The sequence below is a fragment of the Spiroplasma endosymbiont of Panzeria rudis genome (assembly GCF_964019705.1).
Lineage (GTDB): Bacteria > Bacillota_I > Bacilli_A > Mycoplasmatales > VBWQ01 > Spiroplasma_E > Spiroplasma_E ixodetis_A.
This window is the reverse complement of the sequence record NZ_OZ026460.1, coordinates 542,868-566,265: the sequence shown is the minus strand read 5'-3', so window position 1 is coordinate 566,265 and position 23,398 is coordinate 542,868. Positions and strand designations below refer to the sequence as shown.

The 23,398-nt window shown below is 23.1% G+C and carries 29 protein-coding genes; 24 read left to right on the top strand and 5 right to left on the bottom strand.

The window, feature by feature from the left end:
* Position 1: 1 nt before the first annotated feature.
* Complete coding sequence (locus AACK89_RS03155; RefSeq protein ID WP_338979138.1) at positions 2-1,483, top strand: anthrax toxin-like adenylyl cyclase domain-containing protein; 1,482 nt, start codon at positions 2-4, stop codon at positions 1,481-1,483.
* Here AACK89_RS03155 and AACK89_RS03150 read toward each other — a convergent pair.
* Complete coding sequence (locus AACK89_RS03150) at positions 1,448-1,975, bottom strand: hypothetical protein (RefSeq protein ID WP_338979136.1); 528 nt, start codon at positions 1,973-1,975, stop codon at positions 1,448-1,450. The two genes, AACK89_RS03155 and AACK89_RS03150, sit on opposite strands and share 36 nt — an antisense overlap.
* Positions 1,976-2,764: 789 nt before the next feature.
* Here AACK89_RS03150 and AACK89_RS03145 point away from each other — a divergent pair.
* The 10 genes from AACK89_RS03145 (at position 2,765) to AACK89_RS03100 (ending at position 8,246) form a co-directional block, all read left to right on the top strand.
* The gene (locus AACK89_RS03145; RefSeq protein WP_338979133.1) at positions 2,765-2,938 is read left to right on the top strand and encodes a hypothetical protein; all 174 of its coding nucleotides are present in this window, start codon (positions 2,765-2,767) and stop codon (positions 2,936-2,938) included.
* A gap of 22 nt (positions 2,939-2,960) precedes the next feature.
* Positions 2,961-4,060, top strand: a protein-coding gene (locus AACK89_RS03140; protein ID WP_338978355.1) for an IS3 family transposase whose coding sequence is annotated in 2 segments (ribosomal slippage) — positions 2,961-3,204 and positions 3,204-4,060 — 1,101 coding nt in all. Because the reading frame shifts where the segments join, the coding sequence is not laid out codon by codon here.
* A 30-nt stretch (positions 4,061-4,090) separates the two neighbouring features.
* Positions 4,091-4,765, top strand: coding sequence for an IS3 family transposase (locus AACK89_RS03135; protein WP_338979131.1), 675 nt, complete (start codon positions 4,091-4,093; stop codon positions 4,763-4,765).
* Between the two features lie 12 nt (positions 4,766-4,777).
* Entirely contained in the window at positions 4,778-4,999 is a 222-nt protein-coding gene (locus tag AACK89_RS03130; RefSeq protein ID WP_338979129.1) for a hypothetical protein, read from the top strand.
* 3 nt (positions 5,000-5,002) lie between these two features.
* The gene (locus tag AACK89_RS03125; RefSeq protein WP_174480528.1) at positions 5,003-5,161 is read left to right on the top strand and encodes a hypothetical protein; all 159 of its coding nucleotides are present in this window, start codon (positions 5,003-5,005) and stop codon (positions 5,159-5,161) included.
* 137 nt (positions 5,162-5,298) lie between these two features.
* On the top strand, positions 5,299-5,604 hold the full coding sequence (locus AACK89_RS03120) for a hypothetical protein (RefSeq protein WP_338979127.1): 306 nt from the start codon (positions 5,299-5,301) through the stop codon (positions 5,602-5,604).
* On the top strand, positions 5,604-5,840 hold the full coding sequence (locus AACK89_RS03115; protein WP_174480108.1) for a hypothetical protein: 237 nt from the start codon (positions 5,604-5,606) through the stop codon (positions 5,838-5,840). Before AACK89_RS03120 ends, AACK89_RS03115 begins: the two co-directional genes overlap by 1 nt.
* 11 nt (positions 5,841-5,851) lie before the next feature.
* A complete protein-coding gene (locus tag AACK89_RS03110) occupies positions 5,852-6,679 on the top strand; it encodes a hypothetical protein (protein ID WP_338978063.1) in 828 nt (275 codons plus the stop codon).
* Positions 6,680-6,695: 16 nt separating this feature from the next.
* Positions 6,696-6,950, top strand: coding sequence for a hypothetical protein (locus AACK89_RS03105; protein ID WP_338979125.1), 255 nt, complete (start codon positions 6,696-6,698; stop codon positions 6,948-6,950).
* Between the two features lie 57 nt (positions 6,951-7,007).
* A complete protein-coding gene (locus tag AACK89_RS03100) occupies positions 7,008-8,246 on the top strand; it encodes an IS256 family transposase (RefSeq protein WP_281749630.1) in 1,239 nt (412 codons plus the stop codon).
* On the opposite strand, the gene AACK89_RS03095 is transcribed toward AACK89_RS03100, so the two are convergent.
* A complete protein-coding gene (locus AACK89_RS03095; RefSeq protein WP_338979124.1) occupies positions 8,243-8,590 on the bottom strand; it encodes an IS3 family transposase in 348 nt (115 codons plus the stop codon). The genes AACK89_RS03100 and AACK89_RS03095 overlap by 4 nt on opposite strands.
* 713 nt (positions 8,591-9,303) lie before the next feature.
* On the opposite strand from AACK89_RS03095, the gene AACK89_RS03090 reads away from it, so the two are divergent.
* The 6 genes from AACK89_RS03090 to AACK89_RS03065 are packed head-to-tail and all read left to right on the top strand — an operon-like array spanning position 9,304 to position 11,077.
* Positions 9,304-9,816 (top strand): hypothetical protein, encoded by a 513-nt coding sequence (locus tag AACK89_RS03090; RefSeq protein WP_338979028.1) that lies wholly within the window; start codon positions 9,304-9,306, stop codon positions 9,814-9,816.
* A gap of 50 nt (positions 9,817-9,866) precedes the next feature.
* Entirely contained in the window at positions 9,867-10,025 is a 159-nt protein-coding gene (locus AACK89_RS03085; protein ID WP_338979122.1) for a hypothetical protein, read from the top strand.
* Entirely contained in the window at positions 10,025-10,186 is a 162-nt protein-coding gene (locus AACK89_RS03080; RefSeq protein ID WP_338975224.1) for a hypothetical protein, read from the top strand. The genes AACK89_RS03085 and AACK89_RS03080 overlap by 1 nt, the downstream gene beginning before the upstream one ends.
* An 8-nt stretch (positions 10,187-10,194) precedes the next feature.
* Positions 10,195-10,668, top strand: a complete 474-nt coding sequence (locus AACK89_RS03075) for a hypothetical protein (protein WP_338979121.1) — start codon at positions 10,195-10,197, stop codon at positions 10,666-10,668.
* A complete protein-coding gene (locus AACK89_RS03070) occupies positions 10,622-10,915 on the top strand; it encodes a hypothetical protein (protein ID WP_338975222.1) in 294 nt (97 codons plus the stop codon). Before AACK89_RS03075 ends, AACK89_RS03070 begins: the two co-directional genes overlap by 47 nt.
* A gap of 3 nt (positions 10,916-10,918) precedes the next feature.
* A complete protein-coding gene (locus AACK89_RS03065; RefSeq protein WP_174480528.1) occupies positions 10,919-11,077 on the top strand; it encodes a hypothetical protein in 159 nt (52 codons plus the stop codon).
* An 87-nt stretch (positions 11,078-11,164) separates the two neighbouring features.
* Here the strand turns inward: AACK89_RS03065 and AACK89_RS03060 are convergent.
* Positions 11,165-12,264, bottom strand: a protein-coding gene (locus AACK89_RS03060) for an IS3 family transposase (RefSeq protein ID WP_338978355.1) whose coding sequence is annotated in 2 segments (ribosomal slippage) — positions 11,165-12,021 and positions 12,021-12,264 — 1,101 coding nt in all. Because the reading frame shifts where the segments join, the coding sequence is not laid out codon by codon here.
* A 338-nt stretch (positions 12,265-12,602) separates the two neighbouring features.
* On the opposite strand from AACK89_RS03060, the gene AACK89_RS03055 reads away from it, so the two are divergent.
* The 5 genes from AACK89_RS03055 to AACK89_RS03035 all read left to right on the top strand — a co-directional run bounded on the left by AACK89_RS03055 (position 12,603) and on the right by AACK89_RS03035 (position 18,526).
* Positions 12,603-13,702, top strand: a protein-coding gene (locus AACK89_RS03055; protein ID WP_338979119.1) for an IS3 family transposase whose coding sequence is annotated in 2 segments (ribosomal slippage) — positions 12,603-12,846 and positions 12,846-13,702 — 1,101 coding nt in all. Because the reading frame shifts where the segments join, the coding sequence is not laid out codon by codon here.
* Positions 13,703-13,745: 43 nt separating this feature from the next.
* On the top strand, positions 13,746-15,161 hold the full coding sequence (locus AACK89_RS03050; RefSeq protein ID WP_338979117.1) for a hypothetical protein: 1,416 nt from the start codon (positions 13,746-13,748) through the stop codon (positions 15,159-15,161).
* Between the two features lie 4 nt (positions 15,162-15,165).
* The gene (locus tag AACK89_RS03045) at positions 15,166-15,288 is read left to right on the top strand and encodes a hypothetical protein (RefSeq protein WP_338977759.1); all 123 of its coding nucleotides are present in this window, start codon (positions 15,166-15,168) and stop codon (positions 15,286-15,288) included.
* 18 nt (positions 15,289-15,306) lie between these two features.
* On the top strand, positions 15,307-16,548 hold the full coding sequence (locus AACK89_RS03040; protein WP_338977757.1) for a hypothetical protein: 1,242 nt from the start codon (positions 15,307-15,309) through the stop codon (positions 16,546-16,548).
* A complete protein-coding gene (locus tag AACK89_RS03035) occupies positions 16,499-18,526 on the top strand; it encodes a hypothetical protein (RefSeq protein WP_338977755.1) in 2,028 nt (675 codons plus the stop codon). Before AACK89_RS03040 ends, AACK89_RS03035 begins: the two co-directional genes overlap by 50 nt.
* 3 nt (positions 18,527-18,529) lie before the next feature.
* On the opposite strand, the gene AACK89_RS03030 is transcribed toward AACK89_RS03035, so the two are convergent.
* Together AACK89_RS03030 and AACK89_RS03025 are read right to left on the bottom strand one after the other, a co-directional pair.
* Positions 18,530-18,772, bottom strand: a complete 243-nt coding sequence (locus tag AACK89_RS03030; RefSeq protein ID WP_338977753.1) for a hypothetical protein — start codon at positions 18,770-18,772, stop codon at positions 18,530-18,532.
* Positions 18,773-19,016: 244 nt separating this feature from the next.
* Positions 19,017-20,723, bottom strand: coding sequence for a hypothetical protein (locus tag AACK89_RS03025; RefSeq protein WP_338979116.1), 1,707 nt, complete (start codon positions 20,721-20,723; stop codon positions 19,017-19,019).
* Positions 20,724-20,795: 72 nt separating this feature from the next.
* Here AACK89_RS03025 and AACK89_RS03020 point away from each other — a divergent pair, with 72 nt between their 5' ends.
* Together AACK89_RS03020 and AACK89_RS03015 are read left to right on the top strand one after the other, a co-directional pair.
* On the top strand, positions 20,796-21,956 hold the full coding sequence (locus AACK89_RS03020; protein WP_338977750.1) for an Mbov_0401 family ICE element transposase-like protein: 1,161 nt from the start codon (positions 20,796-20,798) through the stop codon (positions 21,954-21,956).
* 924 nt (positions 21,957-22,880) lie between these two features.
* A complete protein-coding gene (locus AACK89_RS03015; RefSeq protein ID WP_338979028.1) occupies positions 22,881-23,393 on the top strand; it encodes a hypothetical protein in 513 nt (170 codons plus the stop codon).
* Positions 23,394-23,398: the final 5 nt, after the last annotated feature.

Sequence of the window (23,398 nt, the reverse complement as noted above, 5' to 3'; positions counted from 1 at the left end):
TATGGAAATTTATATTAATAAAAATGTTGAAACATGTGAAAATAATGGAGTTTTAGAGAAACACTTTCAAGGTTTTGTTAAAACTGCTCAAGAAGAAAATGTAGTTATTATTTTAAGACCCGTTAATCCAATTACTAAATATTTGTTACCACAAAAATATCCAACAAAATCATCAAGTATTAAAAATAAAAGTTCTGATTGAGGTATACAATCTGGATTTATAATTTCTTTAGATGAGTTAACATTTTTAAGTAAGATAGGATTAAAAGATAATGAAACACAAACTGAAAAAATAAATCTTCTTTGTAAGAAATTTTCAATAAAATTAAATAAAAATAATAAAGATAATAAAATAAATCCTGTTTCTTTAAAATTAAAAAATAATGAAACTATTTTAAAAATTACTAATGAACATGTTTTATTTTTATTAGTTAACATGGAAAAATTTGGAATTATTGATGCTGAATTTTTTTTGGATAAACTTTTTGTTAAATGTTGTCAACCAAAAAATAAAAAAAATGAGATAGTACTTTATTTAGAAAAAGAAAAAAATAATAATATGTATAATGTTTATTATATTTTTGCGCTTGATGAAGAAAATAATATTAAAAATTTAAATAATAGAGATTTAAAAGAAATAATAGAAATTGAAAAAAATAATTTAATTTATTTTCCAATTTCTATTTTTTGTCAAGAAATTTCTAAAGAAAAAAAACCAATAATTCCTGATTATGATCTTTTTGCGGTTTGTTGAGAAATAGATGATGCAATAAAAAATCATCAACCACGAATACCTACAAATTCATTTGCAGCATTTAAACTAAATAGTTGATCAGTTGGTTATAAAGAAAGATATTTTAAAAAAATTTTTAAAAAACCTAATAGTCGCGCAAAAGGCAAAGATTTTGAACAAGATGAAGAAGGTGGAGGAAATGTATTGGATAAAACTAAAGAATTTCTTGATAAATTAAATAAAAATTTAGGATATGAAAGAGGATTAAAGGATGAATTATGTCCGATTCATCATACCTTTGAACTTGTTAATCCTTATTCTAAAGATTTTAATGAAAATTTTTATACATTTTTTTTGCCTAATCAACAATTATTAACTGATTTTACATTTCCCAATGGAATAAAAGTAGATAAACAGACTATTTCTTATTTTGCTGTTTATGAACCTTTTAATGATGGAATTTTTTTATGAAAAAAATTTCTAGAACCTTTTTTGTTTTATATAAAAACAAAAGGATATTATGTTCCAAATAATTGTTTTGTAAAACAAACTGATTTTTTAGGTTTTGCTAATTCATTTAATCCTTGAGTTAGAAAAATAAGAGAAGAACAAAGTGAAAGACGGAAATCTAATGAACTAAGTTTATCAGTTAATGTTGAAGCAGTAAATAGCTTAGAAAATGATAAACCTAATTCCAAAAAAATAAAAGAACAGTTATTTTGTATTAATTCAAATTTGTCTTTGTGTTAGATTGCTTTTTTTAAATTGTTGTTTTAAGTATCAATCATAAATAATAGCAATAATAGTTAAAATGAAACCAATACCAAGAAAACCAGAAATAATATAACCTAAAGTATTACCACGCGCTTCATTAATTGTTCAATTAACTGATAAATTTCTTAGATTATTAATTTCTTTTGCATTCATATTTTCTAGCTCCTTAGAAGTATAATTAAGTTTTAAAGCAGCATTTCATAATTTTATACCAGTATCAGTAGTTCAAAATTCAACAATAGGTAAATTATTACCATGATAAATAGTAAAATATTGTCAGTTGCTAATATTATTTCAATTAACAGTTTGTAGTAAATATACATTATTATTGCTTTTGGCATTTAATTTAAAAGTAGTTTTTGGTTTTAATGTTCATAAATTCATTTTATTCATAGTAGTACTATCAATAGTAATAATATTTACAAATTGGATAGTATTATCATAGTTAAAAGTAAGGGCGGTTGTCAAATTTACGAAATAATTAATTATTATATTAGTAACTTATTTCCAAAAATGAATTATTTGAAAAATAATGAAAATTAGACAAAATTACTCTCTTTAACCCTTAAATTTAAATTTATATTCGACGTATTTTAAAAAATATACATTTAAAAAAAATTATTCTCAAACTTATTAAGGAAAAAGACAAGAAATAATCTTGTATTTTTTTTGTAATTGTAAAATTTTAAAATTTTTAATAACCGTCTTTAACGCTATTATCAACACGTGTTAGGGAACTAAAAAAGTGAACTACAACACAGTTGTTAAAAATAGTAGCCAGAGCATGTGGACTTGCATGGATAAATAATAAGTGGAGTGATACCTAATAAAATATACTAACCATTAATGGTAATTCTTGGGGTGGGAGCGAATTGGAAACTAGTATATATAGACCTGTTATAGGGACCTATTGTATTAATTCTATTCTTTATTTAACCAACCTTGCCACTCCCCAGTGAGCAAGTGTTGGTTTTATTTTTTATTTTTTTTTGAAAAATTTTTTTGGGCGAGAAAATAAATTTCAAACTTGTAAAAAAAATTGAGCGGGGCCGGTTCAATTAAAATATTAATTTGTTTAACACAAATTAAATAAATATTGAATCGAATGCCTCAATGTTTTTTAAAATTTCACAATTTATTTTTGAGCCCAGAATTGCTGGAATTAATAAAACGAATAGTAGTATTATTAATAATCTAAAAATCAAAATATATGTTCTTTATGCTAGAAGCAACAGAACATATTAGGAAAGGATTATTATGCAAATAGAATTTAAAAAAGAACAAATTGTTAAAGATAAACCACAATCTATTCTTATTGATTATGTTGAATATAAATTATCACTTCCAAAATGAATGATTAAAAATAATTCTTTTATTTGGATAGGTTACACTTTATTGGACACTAATTACGTAGACAAGTGAACAAATTAGTTAAAAGAAAGGAACTATAATTATGGCCAATATTAACTCATATACCGATGAATTTAAAAAACAAATAGTAGCTTTATATCAAAGCGGTAAGTCAGTGTCTTGTCTTGCTAAAGAGTACAATGTTACAAGAGCAGCTACTTATAATTGAATTAAGCAATTTACTAATTCAGGCAGTTTTAAAACTAAAGATAATCGTTCTATTGAAGAAAATGAATTAATTAAATTAAGAAAAGAATTAAAACAGTTACGAATGGAAAATGATATTTTAAAGCAAGCAGCACTAATAATAGGCAGAAAATAGAAATTATTGCTAAAAATAAAGTTAAATATAAAATTCGCACAATGTGTCGTTTTTTAAAACTTTCTAAATCAACATATTATTTTAATTTAAAGGAAAAAGAAAAAAAACAAAATAATATTTATGATGAAGCTGTTATTAGTGCTTTTAAAGAAAATAAAGAAGTTTATGGAACAAGAAGATTAAAAGTTGTTCTAAAAGAAAAGAATATTTATTTGTCATGCAGAAAAATTAAAGAAATTATGAATAAACATAATTTAATATCAAAATACACTAAATTATCATTCAAAAATCATCATAATAAAGTCAACGATAGTCAAATAACCAATATCGTTAATAGAAACTTTAATAATAGGCTTAAAAATGAAGTTATTGTTAGTGATTTAACTTATGTTCAAGTTAATGGTAAATGAAACTATATTTGCCTATTAATTGACCTATTTAACCGCGAAATTATTGGACATAGTGTAGGTACTAAAAAAGATGCATCATTAGTACATCAAGCATTTATGCACTCAAATCGTTGTTTAAAAGATATTCAAATATTTCATAGTGATCGCGGTAATGAATTTAATAATAAAATTATTGATAAACTTTTACTAGCATTCAATATTAATCGCTCTTTAAGCAAAAAAGGTTGTCCTTATGATAACGCTGTTGCTGAAGCAACTTTTAAAACTTTCAAAATTGAATTTATTAATGATAAAAATTTTACATCATTAATCCAATTAAAATTAGAATTATTTGATTACATCAACTGATATAACAACATAAGAATTCACAGCACTTTAAACTACTTAACTCCAGTTAATTATCAAAAATAAATGTCTACCAAAAAATAGTCCTAAAAAGGGTTGCCATTCCAAAGATTAAAAGTTGTTCTAGAAAATAAAGGAATTTATTTATCAAGACGAAAAATTAAAAAAATTATGAATAAACATAATTTAATATCAAAATACACTAAATTATCATTCAAAAATCATAATAACAGAGTTAATAATAGTCAAGTAACAAATCTTGTTAATAGAAATTTTAATAATAGGGTTAAAAATGAAGTTATTGTCAGTGATTTAACTTATGTTCAAGTTAATGGCAAATGAAACTATATTTGCCTATTAATAGACTTATTTAACCGCGAAATTATTGGACATAGTGTTGGATTTAAAAAAGATGCATCATTAGTATATCAAGCATTTATGCAATCAAATCGCTGTTTAAAAAATATACAAATATTTCATAGTGATCGCGGTAATGAATTTAATAATAAAATTATTAATAATCTTTTATTAGCATTCAACATTAATCGTTCTTTAAGCAAAAAAGGTTGTCCTTATGACAATGCTGTTGCTGAAGCAACTTTCAAAACTTTTAAGACCGAATTTATCAATGATAAAAATTTTACATCATTAATCCAATTAAAATTAGAATTATTTGATTATATCAATTGATACAACAACATAAGAATCCACAGCACTTTAAACTACTTAACCCCCATTAAATATCAAACACAAATGTCCACCAAAAAATAGTCCTAAAAAGGGTTGCCATTCCAAGGATTATATTATAGTGTTCGTGGACAATGAAATGGATTAAACTATGTTACTTTAATTTTTAACAATCCAAAACTTTATAACCGATGTATTTTATTAAACAAAAACGATGAAATTATAGTAACTGGTCAAATCTTTAATACTTTAAATATTCCTAAAAATCGTGCATTTTGTTCAATAAATGTTAAATGATTTAAAAAATGAAAAGAGTAAAAAATGATATTATGAAAAATTTTATTAATAGTACCAATATTAATAACAAGCATAACACTAATAATATTTTTAATATTTATTAGTAAAGAATTAAAAAATGAATATAAAGTATTAAAAATATTAAGTGAAATTGCTAATCAAATTGAAAATAAGGAGAAATAATATGAAATATGAAGATAAATGTTCTATGTGCAATAAAGTAAAAGAAAACTTTTTATCCAATACCTGTAATAGTTGTTGATTAGAATCAGTTAATAAATGAAATAGAAGAAGTTGAAGAAATTTAGGAGACATTGATAATGAATAAAGAAAATATACCATGTTGTTTTAGTGAAGTTAATGAACTTGGTAAATATATAACAAATTGTAATAATTTACCAACAAAATTAGATAAAGATAATGTTCAAGTAAGATATTTTTGTGATAAACATATGATAAAAGTTGAAAATATAAGAAGAAAAATTGCCCAAAAATATATTAATGAATATAAAGAAAAATTAATTTTAGATATCGATGAAATTATAAATGATAAAAATCCACATAGAACTTATACAGAATATGTCTTTTCTTTAAAAGAAAGAATTGAAAATGGAGAATTTGACTAATGATAATATTACCTACTTTGTTTGAAAATAAAGATGAAATTGAAATATTATCACCATTTCCAAAAGCAATTCATACAAGTAATGATATTAGAGCAATTATTTTAAGACAATACCCAAATGTTAAATCCAAACACATAATTGTTTCGGACCCAGAAAGTAATGTTGCATTAATAGTTGGTGATAATGATGTTTATCAAGGTTGAATTAAAGTAACAATTAAAAAATTAGAAAATTAAAGGAGAATAAAATGCCAAATATAGAAAATCAATCAAATTATACTTTAATTAAATTAATTAGAACTGGAATAAGTCCAATTTGTGCAATGATTGGTACAAGTGCTTATTATGGTCAAGTAATTGTAAATCCAGTATTAGGTTCAATTAATACTTTATTATTTGGTAAAAAATTAGGTTTAGATATTTGAAATTTAAATCAAAGACCAAATACTAAAACTAAATTAATTAATAGTTCTAAAAAAATATTATTAGGTTTAGGAACAATTGGATTAGCAAATTATAGTAAATGAAGTGAAAATAATATTACTCCTATTATTCCAACAACACCAACTCCAATAACTACTACAACTACAACAGAAGGTCCTCCATGATTACTATTAAATAAACAAGAAAATCAGTCATTAATGGATTGAGATACTTATATTAGTTTAAATGCTTATGGTATATCAAATCTTATCAGTGGATTAACTGAATTAATTCCTAATAGATTTGAAACAATAAGAAAGATTTGTAATATGGCTACTGGTGGTTGTTTAATTTCTAGTGGTGTAGCAATGGGTATTAATAATGATTTTAATAATGCTTATGCAGTACCTACCATAATTGCTGGTGCAAGTGAAATAATCCATAATTTATTACCTATTGAAACTACACATCATAATCAAGAAATGCAAGAAACACCATTTACAAATGAAGCTACAAGATTAATTAATGATAATAGATTTACTATTAATAGTGAAACTGCAAGTCAATATTATGGTAGTGATAATATGAGCGAAGTGCCATTAAATCATGATAATGCTTCATTAAATTGAGATTATAATCACATGAGTTTATAAAGGAGGTGAATAATTTATGAATAAAGAAAAAATAAATAATTGAAAGGAAAATATTGAGATGAAAGAATTTTTACATGAATTAATAATTATTGGAACAAGTGTTGGAACATTAATTTGCAGAGAAATTATTGTTTTATTAAAAAGATTTATCACAACTCCAAAACATGTTAGAGCAAATAACAAAATTATAAAACATCAAAAAAAATTAGCAAAATTAAATGAAAAAATTAAAGGGGAAATGTTTAGTAATCTGTGTAACTTACAAAAATAACTATGTTTAATTAATTCTAGTAAATATAATTAAATGACTAGAAAGAGTGAGTTACAGATGGCTAAAAAAGATAACTTTAATAATAATGATCCAATATCAAAAGCAGTAGATTTATTACTAGAAAATACTGAAGATTTAACAACAGTTTTTAAACCTGGCGGTTTATATAAAGAATTAACAAAAAGATTAGTTGAAAAAATGTTGAATTCTGAAATGCAAAATTATTTAGGATATGAAAAAAATCAACATAGTACTACTGAAAATGCTCGTAATGGTACAAGTTCAAAAAAATTAATAACTCAACAAGGTAAAATTGAAATTGATGTACCAAGAGATCGCAATAGTAATTTTACTCCTGTAATAGTTCCTAAAAGGCAAAGAAGATTTGATGGTTTTGATCAACAAGTTCTTTCCTTGTATGCAAAAGGAATGACATTATCTGACATTAGAATGCAGTTGCAAGAGTTATATCATGGTGCTGATATTAGTGAAAGTGTTATTAGTCAAATTACTGATGATGTTATTGATGATGTTAAAGCATGACAAAATCGACCATTAGAAAGTATTTATCCTATTGTTTATTTTGATTGTATAGTAGTTAAAGTACGACAAGATAAACGGATTATTAACAAATCAGTTTATATAGCATTAGGAGTTGATTTAGAAGGCAAAAAAGATGTTTTAGGATTATGAATTAGTGAAAATGAAGGTTCTAAGTTTTGATTATCTAATTTCACAGAAATGAAAAATCGTGGCTTAAATGATATTCTTATTGCTTGTAGTGATAATTTAACAGGCATGTCAGAAGCAATACAATCAGTTTATCCTAAAACAGAACATCAATTATGCATTGTTCATCAAATTAGAAATAGTTTAAAATATGTTTCATACAAACATCGAAAAGGTCTAGTTGCAGATTTAAAACCAATTTATAGTGCATGTAGTGAAGAACAAGCAATGCAAGCTTTAGAATCGTTTGAAAGTAAATGAAATAAACAATATCCTCAAATTACTAAATCTTGATATAAAAATTGAGATAATTTAATGGTTTTTATTAGTTATCCAGTAGAAATCAAAAGAGTGATTTATACTACAAATGCTATTGAATCTGTTAATAGTCAATTACGAAAAATCATCAGAAATAAAAAAGTTTTTCCTAATGATATGGCAGTTTTCAAAATATTTTACTTGGCAATTGAAAATATAACAAAAAAATGAACATTGCCTATTCAAAATTGAAATACAGCAATTGCTCATTTTATGATAAAATTTGAAGACAGAATTAATCTAAATTAGTAACTTTGTAAAACAAAGATACACAGATTATTAAAAAGCCTCGTTTCTATTAACGATATTGTGGTTATTTGACTATCGTTGACTTTATTATGATGATTTTTGAATGATAATTTAGTGTATTTTGATATTAAATTATGTTTATTCATAATTTCTTTAATTTTTCTGCGTGACAAATAAATATTCTTTTCTTTTAGAACAACTTTTAATCTTCTTGTTCCATAAACTTCTTTATTTTCTTTAAAAGCACTAATAACAGCTTCATCATAAATATTATTTTGTTTTCTTTCTTTTTCCTTTAAATTAAAATAATATGTTGATTTAGAAAGTTTTAAAAAACGACACATTGTGCGAATTATATTGGGAGCGTACCGAAGATGTCGATAACTAAAAAGTTTTAAATAGCTCCTTTCTTTTTTAAATCCTTAAATTAAAAATAAATGACAAAAGATGAGAATAAAAATCTTGTCTTTTTTTGTAATTGTAAAATTTTAAAATTTTTAAGAACCCTCTTTAACGCTATTATCAACACGTGTTAGGGAACTAAAAAAGTGAACTACAACACAGTTGTTAAAAATAGTAGCTAGCATGTGGACTTGCATGGATAAATAAAAAGTGGAGTGATACCTAATAAAATATACTAACCATTTAATGGTAATTCTTGGGGTGGGAGCGGATTGGAAACTAGTATATATAGACCTGCTTAGGGAACCTACTATATTAATTCTATTCTTTATTTAACCAACCTTGCCACTCCCCAGTGAGCAAGTGTTGGTTTTATTTTTTATTTTTTTTTGAAAAATTTTTGGGCGAGAAAATAAATTTCAAACTTGTAAAAAAAATTGAGCGGTGCCGGTTCAATTAAAATATTAATTTGCTAAATGCAAATTAAATAAATATTGAATCGAATGCCTCAATGTTTTTTAAAATTTCACAATTTATTTTTGAGCCCAGAATTTCTGGAATGAATAAAACTAATAATAGTATTATTAATAATTTAAAAATCAAAATATATGTCCTTTATGCTAGAAGCAACAGGACATATTAGGAAAGGATTATTATGCAAATAGAATTTAAAAAAGAACAAATTGTTAAAGATAAACCACAATCTATTCTTATTGATTATGTTGAATATAAATTATCACTTCCAAAATGAATGATTAAAAATAATTCTTTTATTGTTGATAATAATTACACATATTGGGTTTTTAATTCTGAAAATATTAAAAGAGAATTAAATGGTGATGAATTAACAAAATTATTAGAACCATATATTTCTGAACAGAAAATAACTGTTAATAAACCAGAAACACCCAAAGAATATTATCTTAATGATATAAAACTTGAACCATTAACATTTTATGAACAGCATAATAGTTGATTTATTGGTGAAATAACTGATAGTAAAACAAAGATTACTAATCCTTGTTTTAAATATAATGTTACATGAGAAGAAAACAGAAAAGGTTTTAAACTAAATAATCCATATAACCATAATGATTTGTCAATTAATTATATAGTCACTTCTTATAAACATATTTCAACTCATAATGAAAAGATATTTTATTTATAAAGAAAAAAACTATGAATAATAAAAATAAAAAATGTGAATTAAGAGTTTGTATGGATAAAGTTTGAAAAGAATGTATTAATAATTCTACTAAAACTATTAAATATAAAAATTGACCAATACCTTATTTAATATGTGACAGTTGTTATAACAAAATACCTAAATACCTTAAACAAACAGCAAAAATAATTGAAAAGGGATGATTTACATAATGGAAAAAAAGATTATTGAATATAAAGTAGGATTAATCAAACAAATTGATAGTTTACAAAAAAATAATTTAGTTTGTGGACATAAAGAGTTTATCGAAGAATGTAAATATTGCTGAAGTAATTGTGATTTAGAAATTATTAAAACAATTGTTAGAGGTTAATTTGATTAATGCAATATGACTTAATTATTGGAATTGACTCTGCTGGTATTGGTAGTAATGGAATTATTATATACTCAAATGAAACTAATAATATTGTTTTTAATGAAACATTTAAAACTAAAACAGTTTTAAAAAGCAAAAATCTATTTAAAGAATACTTTTTATTAATTAAAAAACATTTTGATAATAAAAAAATATTAGTTATTGTAGAAAATTTCTTTTTAAATTCAAAACAATTATTAACAAATCCATTAGCAACTCCTAAAATTATTGGTGCTTTAATAGTATTAGCAGAAGATGTTATGAATTGAGATTATTTAGAAAGTGAACCAAAAAATAAAAACAAAATAGAAAATTATAAAGGAAATATAAAATTAACAAAACATGAACAAGATGCATATAAGCATATTAAATATTATTTAAGGAATTATAAAAATGAAAGAGAAAGCCAATTATGTCAAATTAACAGTAAAACTGAGTAACACTATTGAAACAAAATATTACGAAAAAGGTAATAAAGAATTATATTATAGTGTTCGAGGTCAATGAAATGGATTAAACTATGTTACTTTAATTTTTAACAACCCAAAATTTTATAGACGCTGTATTTTATTAAACAAAAACGATGAAATTATTGTAACTGGTCAAATTTTTAACACTTTAAATATTCCTAAAAATCGTGCATTTTGTTCAATAAATGTTAAATGATTTAAAAAATGAAAAGAGTAAAAAATGATATTATGAAAAATTTTATTAATAGTACCAATATTAATAACAAGCATAACACTAATAATATTTTTAATATTTATTAGTAAAGAATTAAAAAATGAATATAAAGTATTAAAAATATTAAGTGAAATTGCTAATCAAATTGAAAATAAGGAGAAATAATATGAAATATGAAGATAAATGTTCTATGTGCAATAAAGTAAAAGAATGGAATGGCAACCCTTTTTAGGACTATTTTTTGGTAGACATTTATTTTTGATAATTAACTGGAGTTAAGTAGTTTAAAGTGCTGTGGATTCTTATGTTGTTATATCAGTTGATGTAATCAAATAATTCTAATTTTAATTGGATTAATGATGTAAAATTTTTATCATTAATAAATTCAATTTTGAAAGTTTTAAAAGTTGCTTCAGCAACAGCGTTATCATAAGGACAACCTTTTTTGCTTAAAGAGCGATTAATATTGAATGCTAGTAAAAGTTTATCAATAATTTTATTATTAAATTCATTACCGCGATCACTATGAAATATTTGAATATCTTTTAAACAACGATTTGAGTGCATAAATGCTTGATGTACTAATGATGCATCTTTTTTAGTACCTACACTATGTCCAATAATTTCGCGGTTAAATAGGTCAATTAATAGGCAAATATAGTTTCATTTACCATTAACTTGAACATAAGTTAAATCACTAACAATAACTTCATTTTTAAGCCTATTATTAAAGTTTCTATTAACGATATTGGTTATTTGACTATCGTTGACTTTATTATGATGATTTTTGAATGATAATTTAGTGTATTTTGATATTAAATTATGTTTATTCATAATTTCTTTAATTTTTCTGCATGACAAATAAATATTCTTTTCTTTTAGAACAACTTTTAATCTTCTTGTTCCATAAACTTCTTTATTTTCTTTAAAAGCACTAATAACAGCTTCATCATAAATATTATTTTGTTTTTTTTCTTTTTCCTTTAAATTAAAATAATATGTTGATTTAGAAAGTTTTAAAAAACGACACATTGTGCGAATTTTATATTTAACTTTATTTTTAGCAATAATTTCTATTTTCTGCCTATTATTAGTGCTGCTTGCTTTAAAATATCATTTTCCATTCGTAACTGTTTTAATTCTTTTCTTAATTTAATTAATTCATTTTCTTCAATAGAACGATTATCTTTAGTTTTAAAACTGCCTGAATTAGTAAATTGCTTAATTCAATTATAAGTAGCTGCTCTTGTAACATTGTACTCTTTAGCAAGACAAGACACTGACTTACCGCTTTGATATAAAGCTACTATTTGTTTTTTAAATTCATCGGTATATGAGTTAATATTGGCCATAATTATAGTTCCTTTCTTTTCACTAATTTGTTCACTTGTCTACGTAATTAGTGTCCAATAAAGTGTAACCTATCCAGAAAACTTTTTATCCAATACCTGTAATAGTTGTTGATTAGAATCAGTTAATAAATGAAATAGAAGAAGTTGAAGAAATTTAGGAGACATTGATAATGAATAAAGAAAATATACCATGTTGTTTTAGTGAAGTTAATGAACTTGGTAAACATATAACAAATTGTAATAATTTACCAACAAAATTAGATGGATAGGTTACACTTTATTGGACACTAATTACGTAGACAAGTGAACAAATTAGTGAAAAGAAAGGAACTATAATTATGGCCAATATTAACTCATATACCGATGAATTTAAAAAACAAATAGTAGCTTTATATCAAAGCGGTAAGTCAGTGTCTTGTCTTGCTAAAGAGTACAATGTTACAAGAGCAGCTACTTATAATTGAATTAAGCAATTTACTAATTCAGGCAGTTTTAAAACTAAAGATAATCGTTCTATTGAAGAAAATGAATTAATTAAATTAAGAAAAGAATTAAAACAGTTACGAATGGAAAATGATATTTTAAAGCAAGCAGCACTAATAATAGGCAGAAAATAGAAATTATTGCTAAAAATAAAGTTAAATATAAAATTCGCACAATGTGTCGTTTTTTAAAACTTTCTAAATCAACATATTATTTTAATTTAAAGGAAAAAGAAAAAAAACAAAATAATATTTATGATGAAGCTGTTATTAGTGCTTTTAAAGAAAATAAAGAAGTTTATGGAACAAGAAGATTAAAAGTTGTTCTAAAAGAAAAGAATATTTATTTGTCATGCAAAAAAATTAAAGAAATTATGAATAAACATAATTTAATATCAAAATACACTAAATTATCATTCAAAAATCATCATAATAAAGTCAACGATAGTCAAATAACCAATATCGTTAATAGAAACTTTAATAATAGGCTTAAAAATGAAGTTATTGTTAGTGATTTAACTTATGTTCAAGTTAATGGTAAATGAAACTATATTTGCCTATTAATTGACCTATTTAACCGCGAAATTATTGGACATAGTGTAGGTACTAAAAAAGATGCATCATTAGTACATCAAGCATTTATGCACTCAAATCGTTGTTTAAAAGATATTCAAATATTTCATAGTGATCGCGGTAATGAATTTAATAATAAAATTATTGATAAACTTTTACTAGCATTCAATATTAATCGCTCTTTAAGCAAAAAAGGTTGTCCTTATGATAACGCTGTTGCTGAAGCAACTTTTAAAACTTTCAAAATTGAATTTATTAATGATAAAAATTTTACATCATTAATCCAATTAAAATTAGAATTATTTGATTACATCAACTGATATAACAACATAAGAATCCACAGCACTTTAAACTACTTAACTCCAGTTAATTATCAAAAATAAATGTCTACCAAAAAATAGTCCTAAAAAGGGTTGCCATTCCACAATGATTTTAGATTGACCAGATGAAATTGGAACATTACCACCAGAAGCATTACAAAATAATCCGCAAATTGGTGATTTTACTCATGCACCAACTTGTGATTTTTCTGCTAAACAACAAAAACGAATTACTACTAATGAAAATGAAATTACCAAATTAAATAGTGAATTAACTAAAACAAATGAAAACATTGATGATATCAAAAATAATTGATTTAATATTGAAACTAGTCCTTTATGAAAAAAAGTTGAAAATAATAATATAGAAATGTTGAAATGATATTTTATTAAAATCAGTTATCAATATTCAACAGAAAATAACTTTATGAAATTTTATAAAATAATTAAAATTTATTTAAATAATATTTTTCATGAATTTGAATTGTTAAATGTTGATTCCATGACTTATAAAGAACAAATACAAAATAAAAATATTTTAAATATTGGAACTATTTACTATGACAATAGAAATAAAAAATTTAGTGGTGGAGGTAATTCCTATCCTGAACGTGGAAAAATTAATTTAATTGGTGATATACAAGAAATATATCAATATCAAGGAATAGATACACCAACTGAATTTATAACAGAAGAAAGTACTGAACATGATTATTACACAAAACTAGAAACTAATAATTTATTAGATAAAAAGCAAAATATCAATGATGATGCTTTACAAACAGTTTCTAAACAAATCGTTCCTGCAATTAATGAAATCAATAATAAAATTCCTAATTTATCTGATTATTATAAAAAAGAAGAAGTAGATAAAAAATTAGAAGATGTAAAATCACAATTTCCTATTGCATTTCAAATAAATGCTATTAGTGCAGAAATTCCTAATTTAGAAACTACTGATAAAACTATTGCCGGTGCTATTAATGAATTAAAAGAAAAAATAAAAGATAAAAAATTTTCAAATGATTATTTTAAATATAATACTGAAACAAATGAAATTGCATTAAATGATGAAGAAAATTCATTACTTTGTAAAGATTTATTAGAAAATAATGAATATAAATTATTAAAAAATCAAAATAAAAAATTATTACAAGCAATTAATGAAATATTAGAAAAACAACCACAACCCAGTCCAAGTGGTTCAAATTGAAAAGAAGTAGGTAAAGTCGTAGTAGATAAAAATAATATTACACATATAGAATATATATTTAAAGATAAAACACATTATAGAATATATTATAGTTTTGGTGATTATACTAGTAAAGAAAATAATAAAAATTATAGTTGACAAATAATTAATTTTTATTATCAATTAGATACAAATGTTTTAAAAAATAGTTTATGAATATCAAATAATAATGTTAATGCGGATACTGAAATTAATATTTATAATAATAGAATAATGTGGGGTATGGGTAGAGATTATATTTTTAAAAAATTAGAAGAATTACAGGAATAATATTATGTTTTTTAAAATTATAAAAATTATTTTAGGTTTAATAGGAGTAATTTTATCATCAGCAACAGCAGGTTTAATTATATTTATTATTATAAAAATTGTATTAAAAATTAATCAAATATTTTAAAAAAAGGTGGTGAATATTATGTTAAGTCTATTTAAAAGAAAAGAAAAAAGTAATATTAGTAATAATCAAAATGAAAAAGTAAAATTTTTAACTAATAAAAATAAAAGTACTCATGCTTCAATTTTAAATTATTTTGGTTTTAATGATTTTAACCATGAAACTTATTTCACTGATTTTGTAGCAGAAAATAATGCTAATTTATATAATGCTCCATTAGATATTAATAATGAAACTATTAAACAATATTTAATTCAACAAGAATTTTACAGAAAAAATTGAAATTCAATTTTTAAATTAAGTAAATTAGGAATTAGTGCTTATTTAATTTATATTGCTAATGATGACTTATATTTTCAAGTAGTAGATATACAACAAAGAGTTTATGATATTACTGGTAAATTAATTGAATGTACTATTTTTTATGATAGTTATGAACAAAATGCACAAATGGTAAGATTATTTGAAGTTTATACATTAAATAATGAACAAATAACTATTAATCGTGCAATTTATAGTATTAATGATAATAAAAAACAATTTCCATTAGATTTTAAATCATTCATTAATAACCCTAATTTAGCACAAGAACAAACACTAAATATTAACTATATACCAATAGCAATTATGAGAAATAAAGCAAATGAGCTAGCAGATTGTAATAAAGTAATGGATAAAATTAAAGCATTAGATGTTATTTATGAACAAATTGTTTTAGATACTATTTTAAACTCACCTAAATTTATATTTAGTCAAACTTATGGCAATGTTCAATCTTTAATAGAAGACGCAGTAAGAACATTAGTTACTAAAAATTACATATTTAAAAGCGGTGGAGATAATAATGAACAAAACGAAAATATCAATATGACAAATAGTAATTTTAAAGGTAAAAATTTAACTGATATATATGATTGAAATGTTAATGAAATATTTAAACGTTGTGGTATTCATATACCAAGTCAAAAGAAATCAGCACAACAATCAGTTCCCGAAAGTACAGCAGTAAATATTTCAACTATTAATTATATTGAACAAAAATTATGACAATTTAATATTGATATTCTTAAATTTATTCAAATATTAGTAAGTGTAGATAAAGATTTATTAAATAGTAAAACATTTAATATTAATGATGATCAAGAAATTAATAATTTAATAGTTAAATTAAAATTATTTAATCCCGAAAATAACCAATTAATAGGAGAGAACAATGGAAAACAACAACAAACCACAAACGAAATTTCCACAGAAACAAACTAAACTTAATCAAGCAGAAGTAGAAAATGATTATTTAATTGATAACATTCCTTATGACTTTACTAATATGATGCGTGCTACTAGTGACCCAGATATTAATAGAGCATATGATGAATTTAAAAAAAGAACGATATATATTTATGAAATTGAACGTTTATTTAAAAATAATGAAAATAATAGTTTAAAATTTTCAGCAAATACTATTAAAATAGGTTTTATTGATATTGATAAAGTATTAAAAACTACTGCTGTTGAAACATCTGATTTTACTATGCAATTAAATCAAAGAGCAAGTACTAATATTAATGATAATACAATTGAATATAGTATGACTGATATTAAAAATTTAATATTTCAAGAAATAAATTTATTAAATCAATTTAAGTTATATGCAGTTAGTATAAATGAACCTTTAACTGAAAATAATATTGATAATTTATATATAATTAATAATTATTCACAACCTTATCAAAATCCAAAAACTAGAAGTACTAAAAGTATAACTATTATTAAAATTAAAGATTTTAAAACAAGAGATGGTTATCCAATCATTATTAAATTACAAAAACCATTAGATAAAGATAAAAAAGTTACTGGTTTAAAAATTAAAGCCCCTAGAAGCATGATTTTTGGCAATATAAAGGTACTTGGTGAAGTTGACAATATGGAAGTATACCCAAAGTTATTTGTTAAAAATAAGATAGCATTTCCGCTGTTATCAATGCCTATTGAAACTCAACCAAAAGTTAGAATTTTACAACAATGATTTAGTGAGCAAATATTACCTTGAAATTTAGCAAAACAATTTATCGGACAAGAAAAATCAGTTTTAGATTTAATTAAAATTAGTAGTGGTTCTGTAACAAGAAGAGAAGTTATTAATAATGCAAGAATAACTCATGCTTGATTAGGATATGAGTTTAGTAATGTTTTAGGTGGTAAATGACCATTAAAAAGTCAAAAAGAATTAAAGGATAAAGAAGTTTGAGATTTTGTAGGTGAAAGTCAATTTTATAGTTATATTGCAACTAATAATAAATTTAATGATATTGAAATTGAAATTAAAGATGCACCAACTATTGATAGCTTACAACAATTATTATTAGATATGCTAAGTTATACCTATAATTATAATCGTAATTTTGATGGCGCAGATTATGATGATAAAGGTAAACCAACAAATGAAATAGCAAAATTACGTGATAAATTCTCAGGTCAAAAACCTGATGAAGTTATTACTAATTTATTTAGAAAATGAGAACTTGATTATCCAAATTACATAAATTTGCAACAAGTTAAAATATTTAAACAAGTATTTATTATGTTATCAAAGTATATTTATTCAACATTATCAATAAATAAAGGTCTAAATGATGATAATAAAATTTTATTACCTTATTATTTTGAATTAAAATCAAATCCTATACATTCTAATAAGGATGATAGTTGAAAATATAAAGATGTAAAAGTAATACTAAAATCTGAATATTTTGATTTTACAGATATGAATAATATTAAATTAAAAAATAATGATATTAGTCAAAATGAATTATTTAAACTTGATGATAATCAATTTAATTGATTATCTATTACAAATGAATTAGAAAGCAATAATATTCCGTCATTAATTCCAGCAGATTGAACATTAGGAAATGGCGAATATGGAAAATACTTTACAAGAGTAATTATTAGTAACAATAAAATTGAGAATGCTTTAAATTTATATGGTTCAAATAAATCTCAATTATTTTCTAAATTAGAATTTTATGAAGAGATATTACAAATTGATAATAAAAATGAATTTGAATTGCAAATTAAAAATCCAATTAATAATTTAAATCGGATTGAAATTAGTGGAATATTTGGTGCTGGTAATTATTATTTAATTTTAATAACTGACAAACAAGAAATAAACTTAACTAATATTAATTTATTTGACAAATATAATGAAAATATTTCTTATATTAATTTAGAAATTTAAATGTTATTTATTAAAATAACCATATGGATAATTGCCATCTCATGGTATATCTATTCTTTCAATAGTATCTCCACCATTATAAAATTTTGTTTTTTTAGGATTATCAGCAAAGTATATTTTAAATTCACTTTTTATAGAAACTGAAATACCATGAATGTCAAACATTCATATTTTCTGAACACCCATTATAGGTTCTTTATATGAATTTAAATAATATTTAAGTCCACTAAGATTATGGGTAAGCACCCCCCATGATTAATCCTATTGTTCCAGTTGTAGCACTAGTTAGTGCTAATGCTAATGTTATTTTACTTAAATTTGCTTTTATTCATGTTTTCATATTAAATTACTCCTTTTTTCCTTGATTTTACTTATAAATTGTACTATTTTTGATTATTTTTACAAGTACGTTTTTAAACGCAAAATAACGCCTAAATAAAAGGCGTTTATTTTGTGATACCTATACTATTAATGATATTGTAGTTGTTTATTATATGGCAAATGTGAAGATGCTTTTTTTCACAGTAGCATTATTTTTACCCCTAATTACATTTTTATATGGATACAATGCATAAAATAATCCATCATACGGGTCTTGATACATATTTTTATCAGGAATGTTAGTTTTGGTTTGGTCATAACGTAATTCTTCTAAACATTGAGTAGTCTTTGGTAAATCATCTTTATTTGCATAAAAGTTTCCATAACTCATAATGTTTCTCATTCAAACTACTCTATTAGTTAATCCTGCTTCTTGATTTAAATTTGAAGCATGTTTAATAGCAGTTTGTGTGATTAAAATAGTATTATGTTCATCTATTAATTTTTGATTTAATCAATCAATGGCAGTTCGTGCTTTATCATCATAAAAATAAATTGCTTGTTCAAAATTTTCAAAATTATCAATTAATCCTAAAATTTCATTAACATAAGCATTAATTTTTTCATTTTCATTTATAAAATCATTTGGAGTAACTACTAATTCACAAATAATATAAGCATCATAATAACCAGTATTATTATATTCTTTAAAACCCACTACTATAAATACAGTATGGTCTTTATGACCAGTTGCTCAATCCACACCAACTGAATAAAAATCAAATTTATACATATCTTTTTTTGAATTATAAAATTCTTTTAAATCATATGGTTGTCAGCACTTTACAGTTTTTTGAAATGGGAAAATTGTTGCATCACTATCTAAAAATTCAAAACCATAAAAAACAGTATTAAATTCATCAGGATTACTTTTTTTCATTTCTAATAATGTTCTTTTTTGAATATCTGGTAATTTATTTCAAAATGGTTGAATAGTAAATCTTAAAACAAATAAACCTAAACCACTAAACATATCTTGATTTTCATAATAAATTTTGCCATTTTTTTTAAGATTTTCCATCACTTTATCATTTAATGGTAAAAATGGCATACAGTATTTTAAATAAAATGGATGATATTTATCATAAGGATTACATGTAAAAGTAATAAAGAAACTTTTATAAAAATAGCGAGTAATTTTTTTTCCAAAATTAGGACTATATATATTTTTATCAATAAACGTTCAACTTCATTCTTTAATAGGTTCTTTTGATACTTTAATACGATTACTTCTAAACATAGAGTTTTGTAAACGTTCATATCGATATGTTAATTGCTTTTCTGTTAGTGTTTCTTTTTCTTCTGCCATAATAATTTCATCTGTTCTTGAACCTAAAAAACTTGAACCACCGGCTTCTTTTCCAAAAATCTTATTACCATTAGCATAACCAATAAAGTCAATTTGTTGATTATTAGGAAAAATAATACATCCACCATCCTTAGTTATTTTTCATTTAATACCATGTGGATTATTAGGTAATAAATTAATATTATATGTATCTAATAAAACTTGACAAACATTCATTAAAGCACCAATTGTAGTTTCACTATGAGTATTTTCATATCTTCTTACTTCTTGAACACTACTATCACTAAAATTACAACATATAAATAAATCAAATGCTAAACAATTTCAAGTTTTTCTTGTTCCACGTGCTGTTGGTACAAAACGATAAAAACAATTGGTAGTAAAATATTCTGCTCATTCATCACCAACAAATTCTTTAAAAATATCCCAACTAAAACCATAATTATTATCACTAAAATTAAGATTATATTTTTTATTTAATTGTACATAACTAGTGATAAAAGCCATATTTACTCCTTATTTTTAAAAAAAATTAAACTTAAATTATTAACAAATAAAATTTTGAAAGGAACATTAAAAATGTTTATATTACCATTTGTAAATCATTTTGATTGAGACAAACACAATTTTAATCAAGATGAATTAAATTTACAACAAACAGAAGAATTATTTAAAAAAATAGATGATTATTTATGAAATGCATGTGATAAATCTTTATATAAGTCATATAGATTTAGAAAAAGAAAATTAAAAACAAAAAAAGGTTTATTAACTTATAAACGACGTATTTGTACATATTATAACCCAAAAACACAAAAAATGGAATTTCTTTCATTGTTAGATAATTATCTTGGTGTTAAAAAATATAGTAAACTTGCACCTAATGTTATTAAACAAATTTTGAAATATTTTGCAGATGGTAAAAAGTATCATGATGTTTGTGATACTTTTATTGAAGGTTTAATAAGTAATAGTACAGTTTGTAGAACATATAAAAAGTTTCAATTACCAAAAGCCAATATCCTCAAAATACCATTACAACCATATCAAAATTTATATGTAAATATTGATGATGGACATAGAAAATTTAAGTTTAATGAAAAACATAATACTAAAAATTGTAAAAAATGTTCAATGAGATTATTAGTATTTTGTACTGGTAAAAAGAAGAATGGAAAATTAATTAATAAAAGAGCTGTATGTAAAATTAGAGTATCAAAAACAGAAATTGGTGCTGAAAAAACTGCCAAATTAATTGAAAAATATGGTAATTTATTTTTTGAAAATTTTGACCAAGCAAATTTAATAGTTTGTGGAGATAGTGCAAAATGAATTAGAAAAACTGCTACAATTTTAAATGCTAAATTTATTTTAGATAAATTCCATGCTTTTCATGTTTTATTTCTTGGCATAATGGCTGGAAGAAGAAAAAATAAAATTGCTAAATTACACTATAAAAATGCAATAAATTTATTTTCCAAAGGTCAATATTATGAATTAATTGATTTTTTACAATCATTGACTTTACAATATAAAAAATTAAAAGTTGGTTATTTTGTTAATGCAAAAGATGGCGTATTAAATCAAGCATTAGTTGAAAATATTGGTTGCTTTACTGAAACTAATATTAAACAAATTTTAAAGCATATGATTGGTGATAGAACTTATAACATTGATATGTATACCAAAATGGTTAATTTTAAATGTTATCAAATAAATACAGCAATACAATTATTATAAATTAACCATTTCAATTTAAAGATAACTAAAAATAAAATAAAACTTATTAAAGTAAAATTTAATAAGAATTTTTGAGTTATAAAAGTAAGTATTATTGTTGACTAATATTTTACAAGTGTTAAGATTAACATACAATTGCATATTGAAGTCTAAATTATTCTCGTCTAATCTTATAATTTAAAGACAAATTTGAATATTATTGACAACATCGGTACGCTCCCATATTGGGAGCGTACCGAAGATGTCGATAACTAAAAAGTTTTAAATAGCTCCTTTCTTTTTTAAATCCTTAAATTAAAAATAAATGACAAAAGATGAGAATAAAAATCTTGTCTTTTTTTGTAATTGTAAAATTTTAAAATTTTTAAGAACCCTCTTTAACGCTATTATCAACACGTGTTAGGGAACTAAAAAAGTGAACTACAACACAGTTGTTAAAAATAGTAGCTAGCATGTGGACTTGCATGGATAAATAAAAAGTGGAGTGATACCTAATAAAATATACTAACCATTTAATGGTAATTCTTGGGGTGGGAGCGGATTGGAAACTAGTATATATAGACCTGCTTAGGGAACCTACTATATTAATTCTATTCTTTATTTAACCAACCTTGCCACTCCCCAGTGAGCAAGTGTTGGTTTTATTTTTTATTTTTTTTTGAAAAATTTTTGGGCGAGAAAATAAATTTCAAACTTGTAAAAAAAATTGAGCGGTGCCGGTTCAATTAAAATATTAATTTGCTAAATGCAAATTAAATAAATATTGAATCGAATGCCTCAATGTTTTTTAAAATTTCACAATTTATTTTTGAGCCCAGAATTTCTGGAATGAATAAAACTAATAATAGTATTATTAATAATTTAAAAATCAAAATATATGTCCTTTATGCTAGAAGCAACAGGACATATTAGGAAAGGATTATTATGCAAATAGAATTTAAAAAAGAACAAATTGTTAAAGATAAACCACAATCTATTCTTATTGATTATGTTGAATATAAATTATCACTTCCAAAATGAATGATTAAAAATAATTCTTTTATTGTTGATAATAATTACACATATTGGGTTTTTAATTCTGAAAATATTAAAAGAGAATTAAATGGTGATGAATTAACAAAATTATTAGAACCATATATTTCTGAACAGAAAATAACTGTTAATAAACCAGAAACACCCAAAGAATATTATCTTAATGATATAAAACTTGAACCATTAACATTTTATGAACAGCATAATAGTTGATTTATTGGTGAAATAACTGATAGTAAAACAAAGATTACTAATCCTTGTTTTAAATATAATGTTACATGAGAAGAAAACAGAAAAGGTTTTAAACTAAATAATCCATATAACCATAATGATTTGTCAATTAATTATATAGTCACTTCTTATAAACATATTTCAACTCATAATGAAAAGATATTTTATTTATAAAGAAA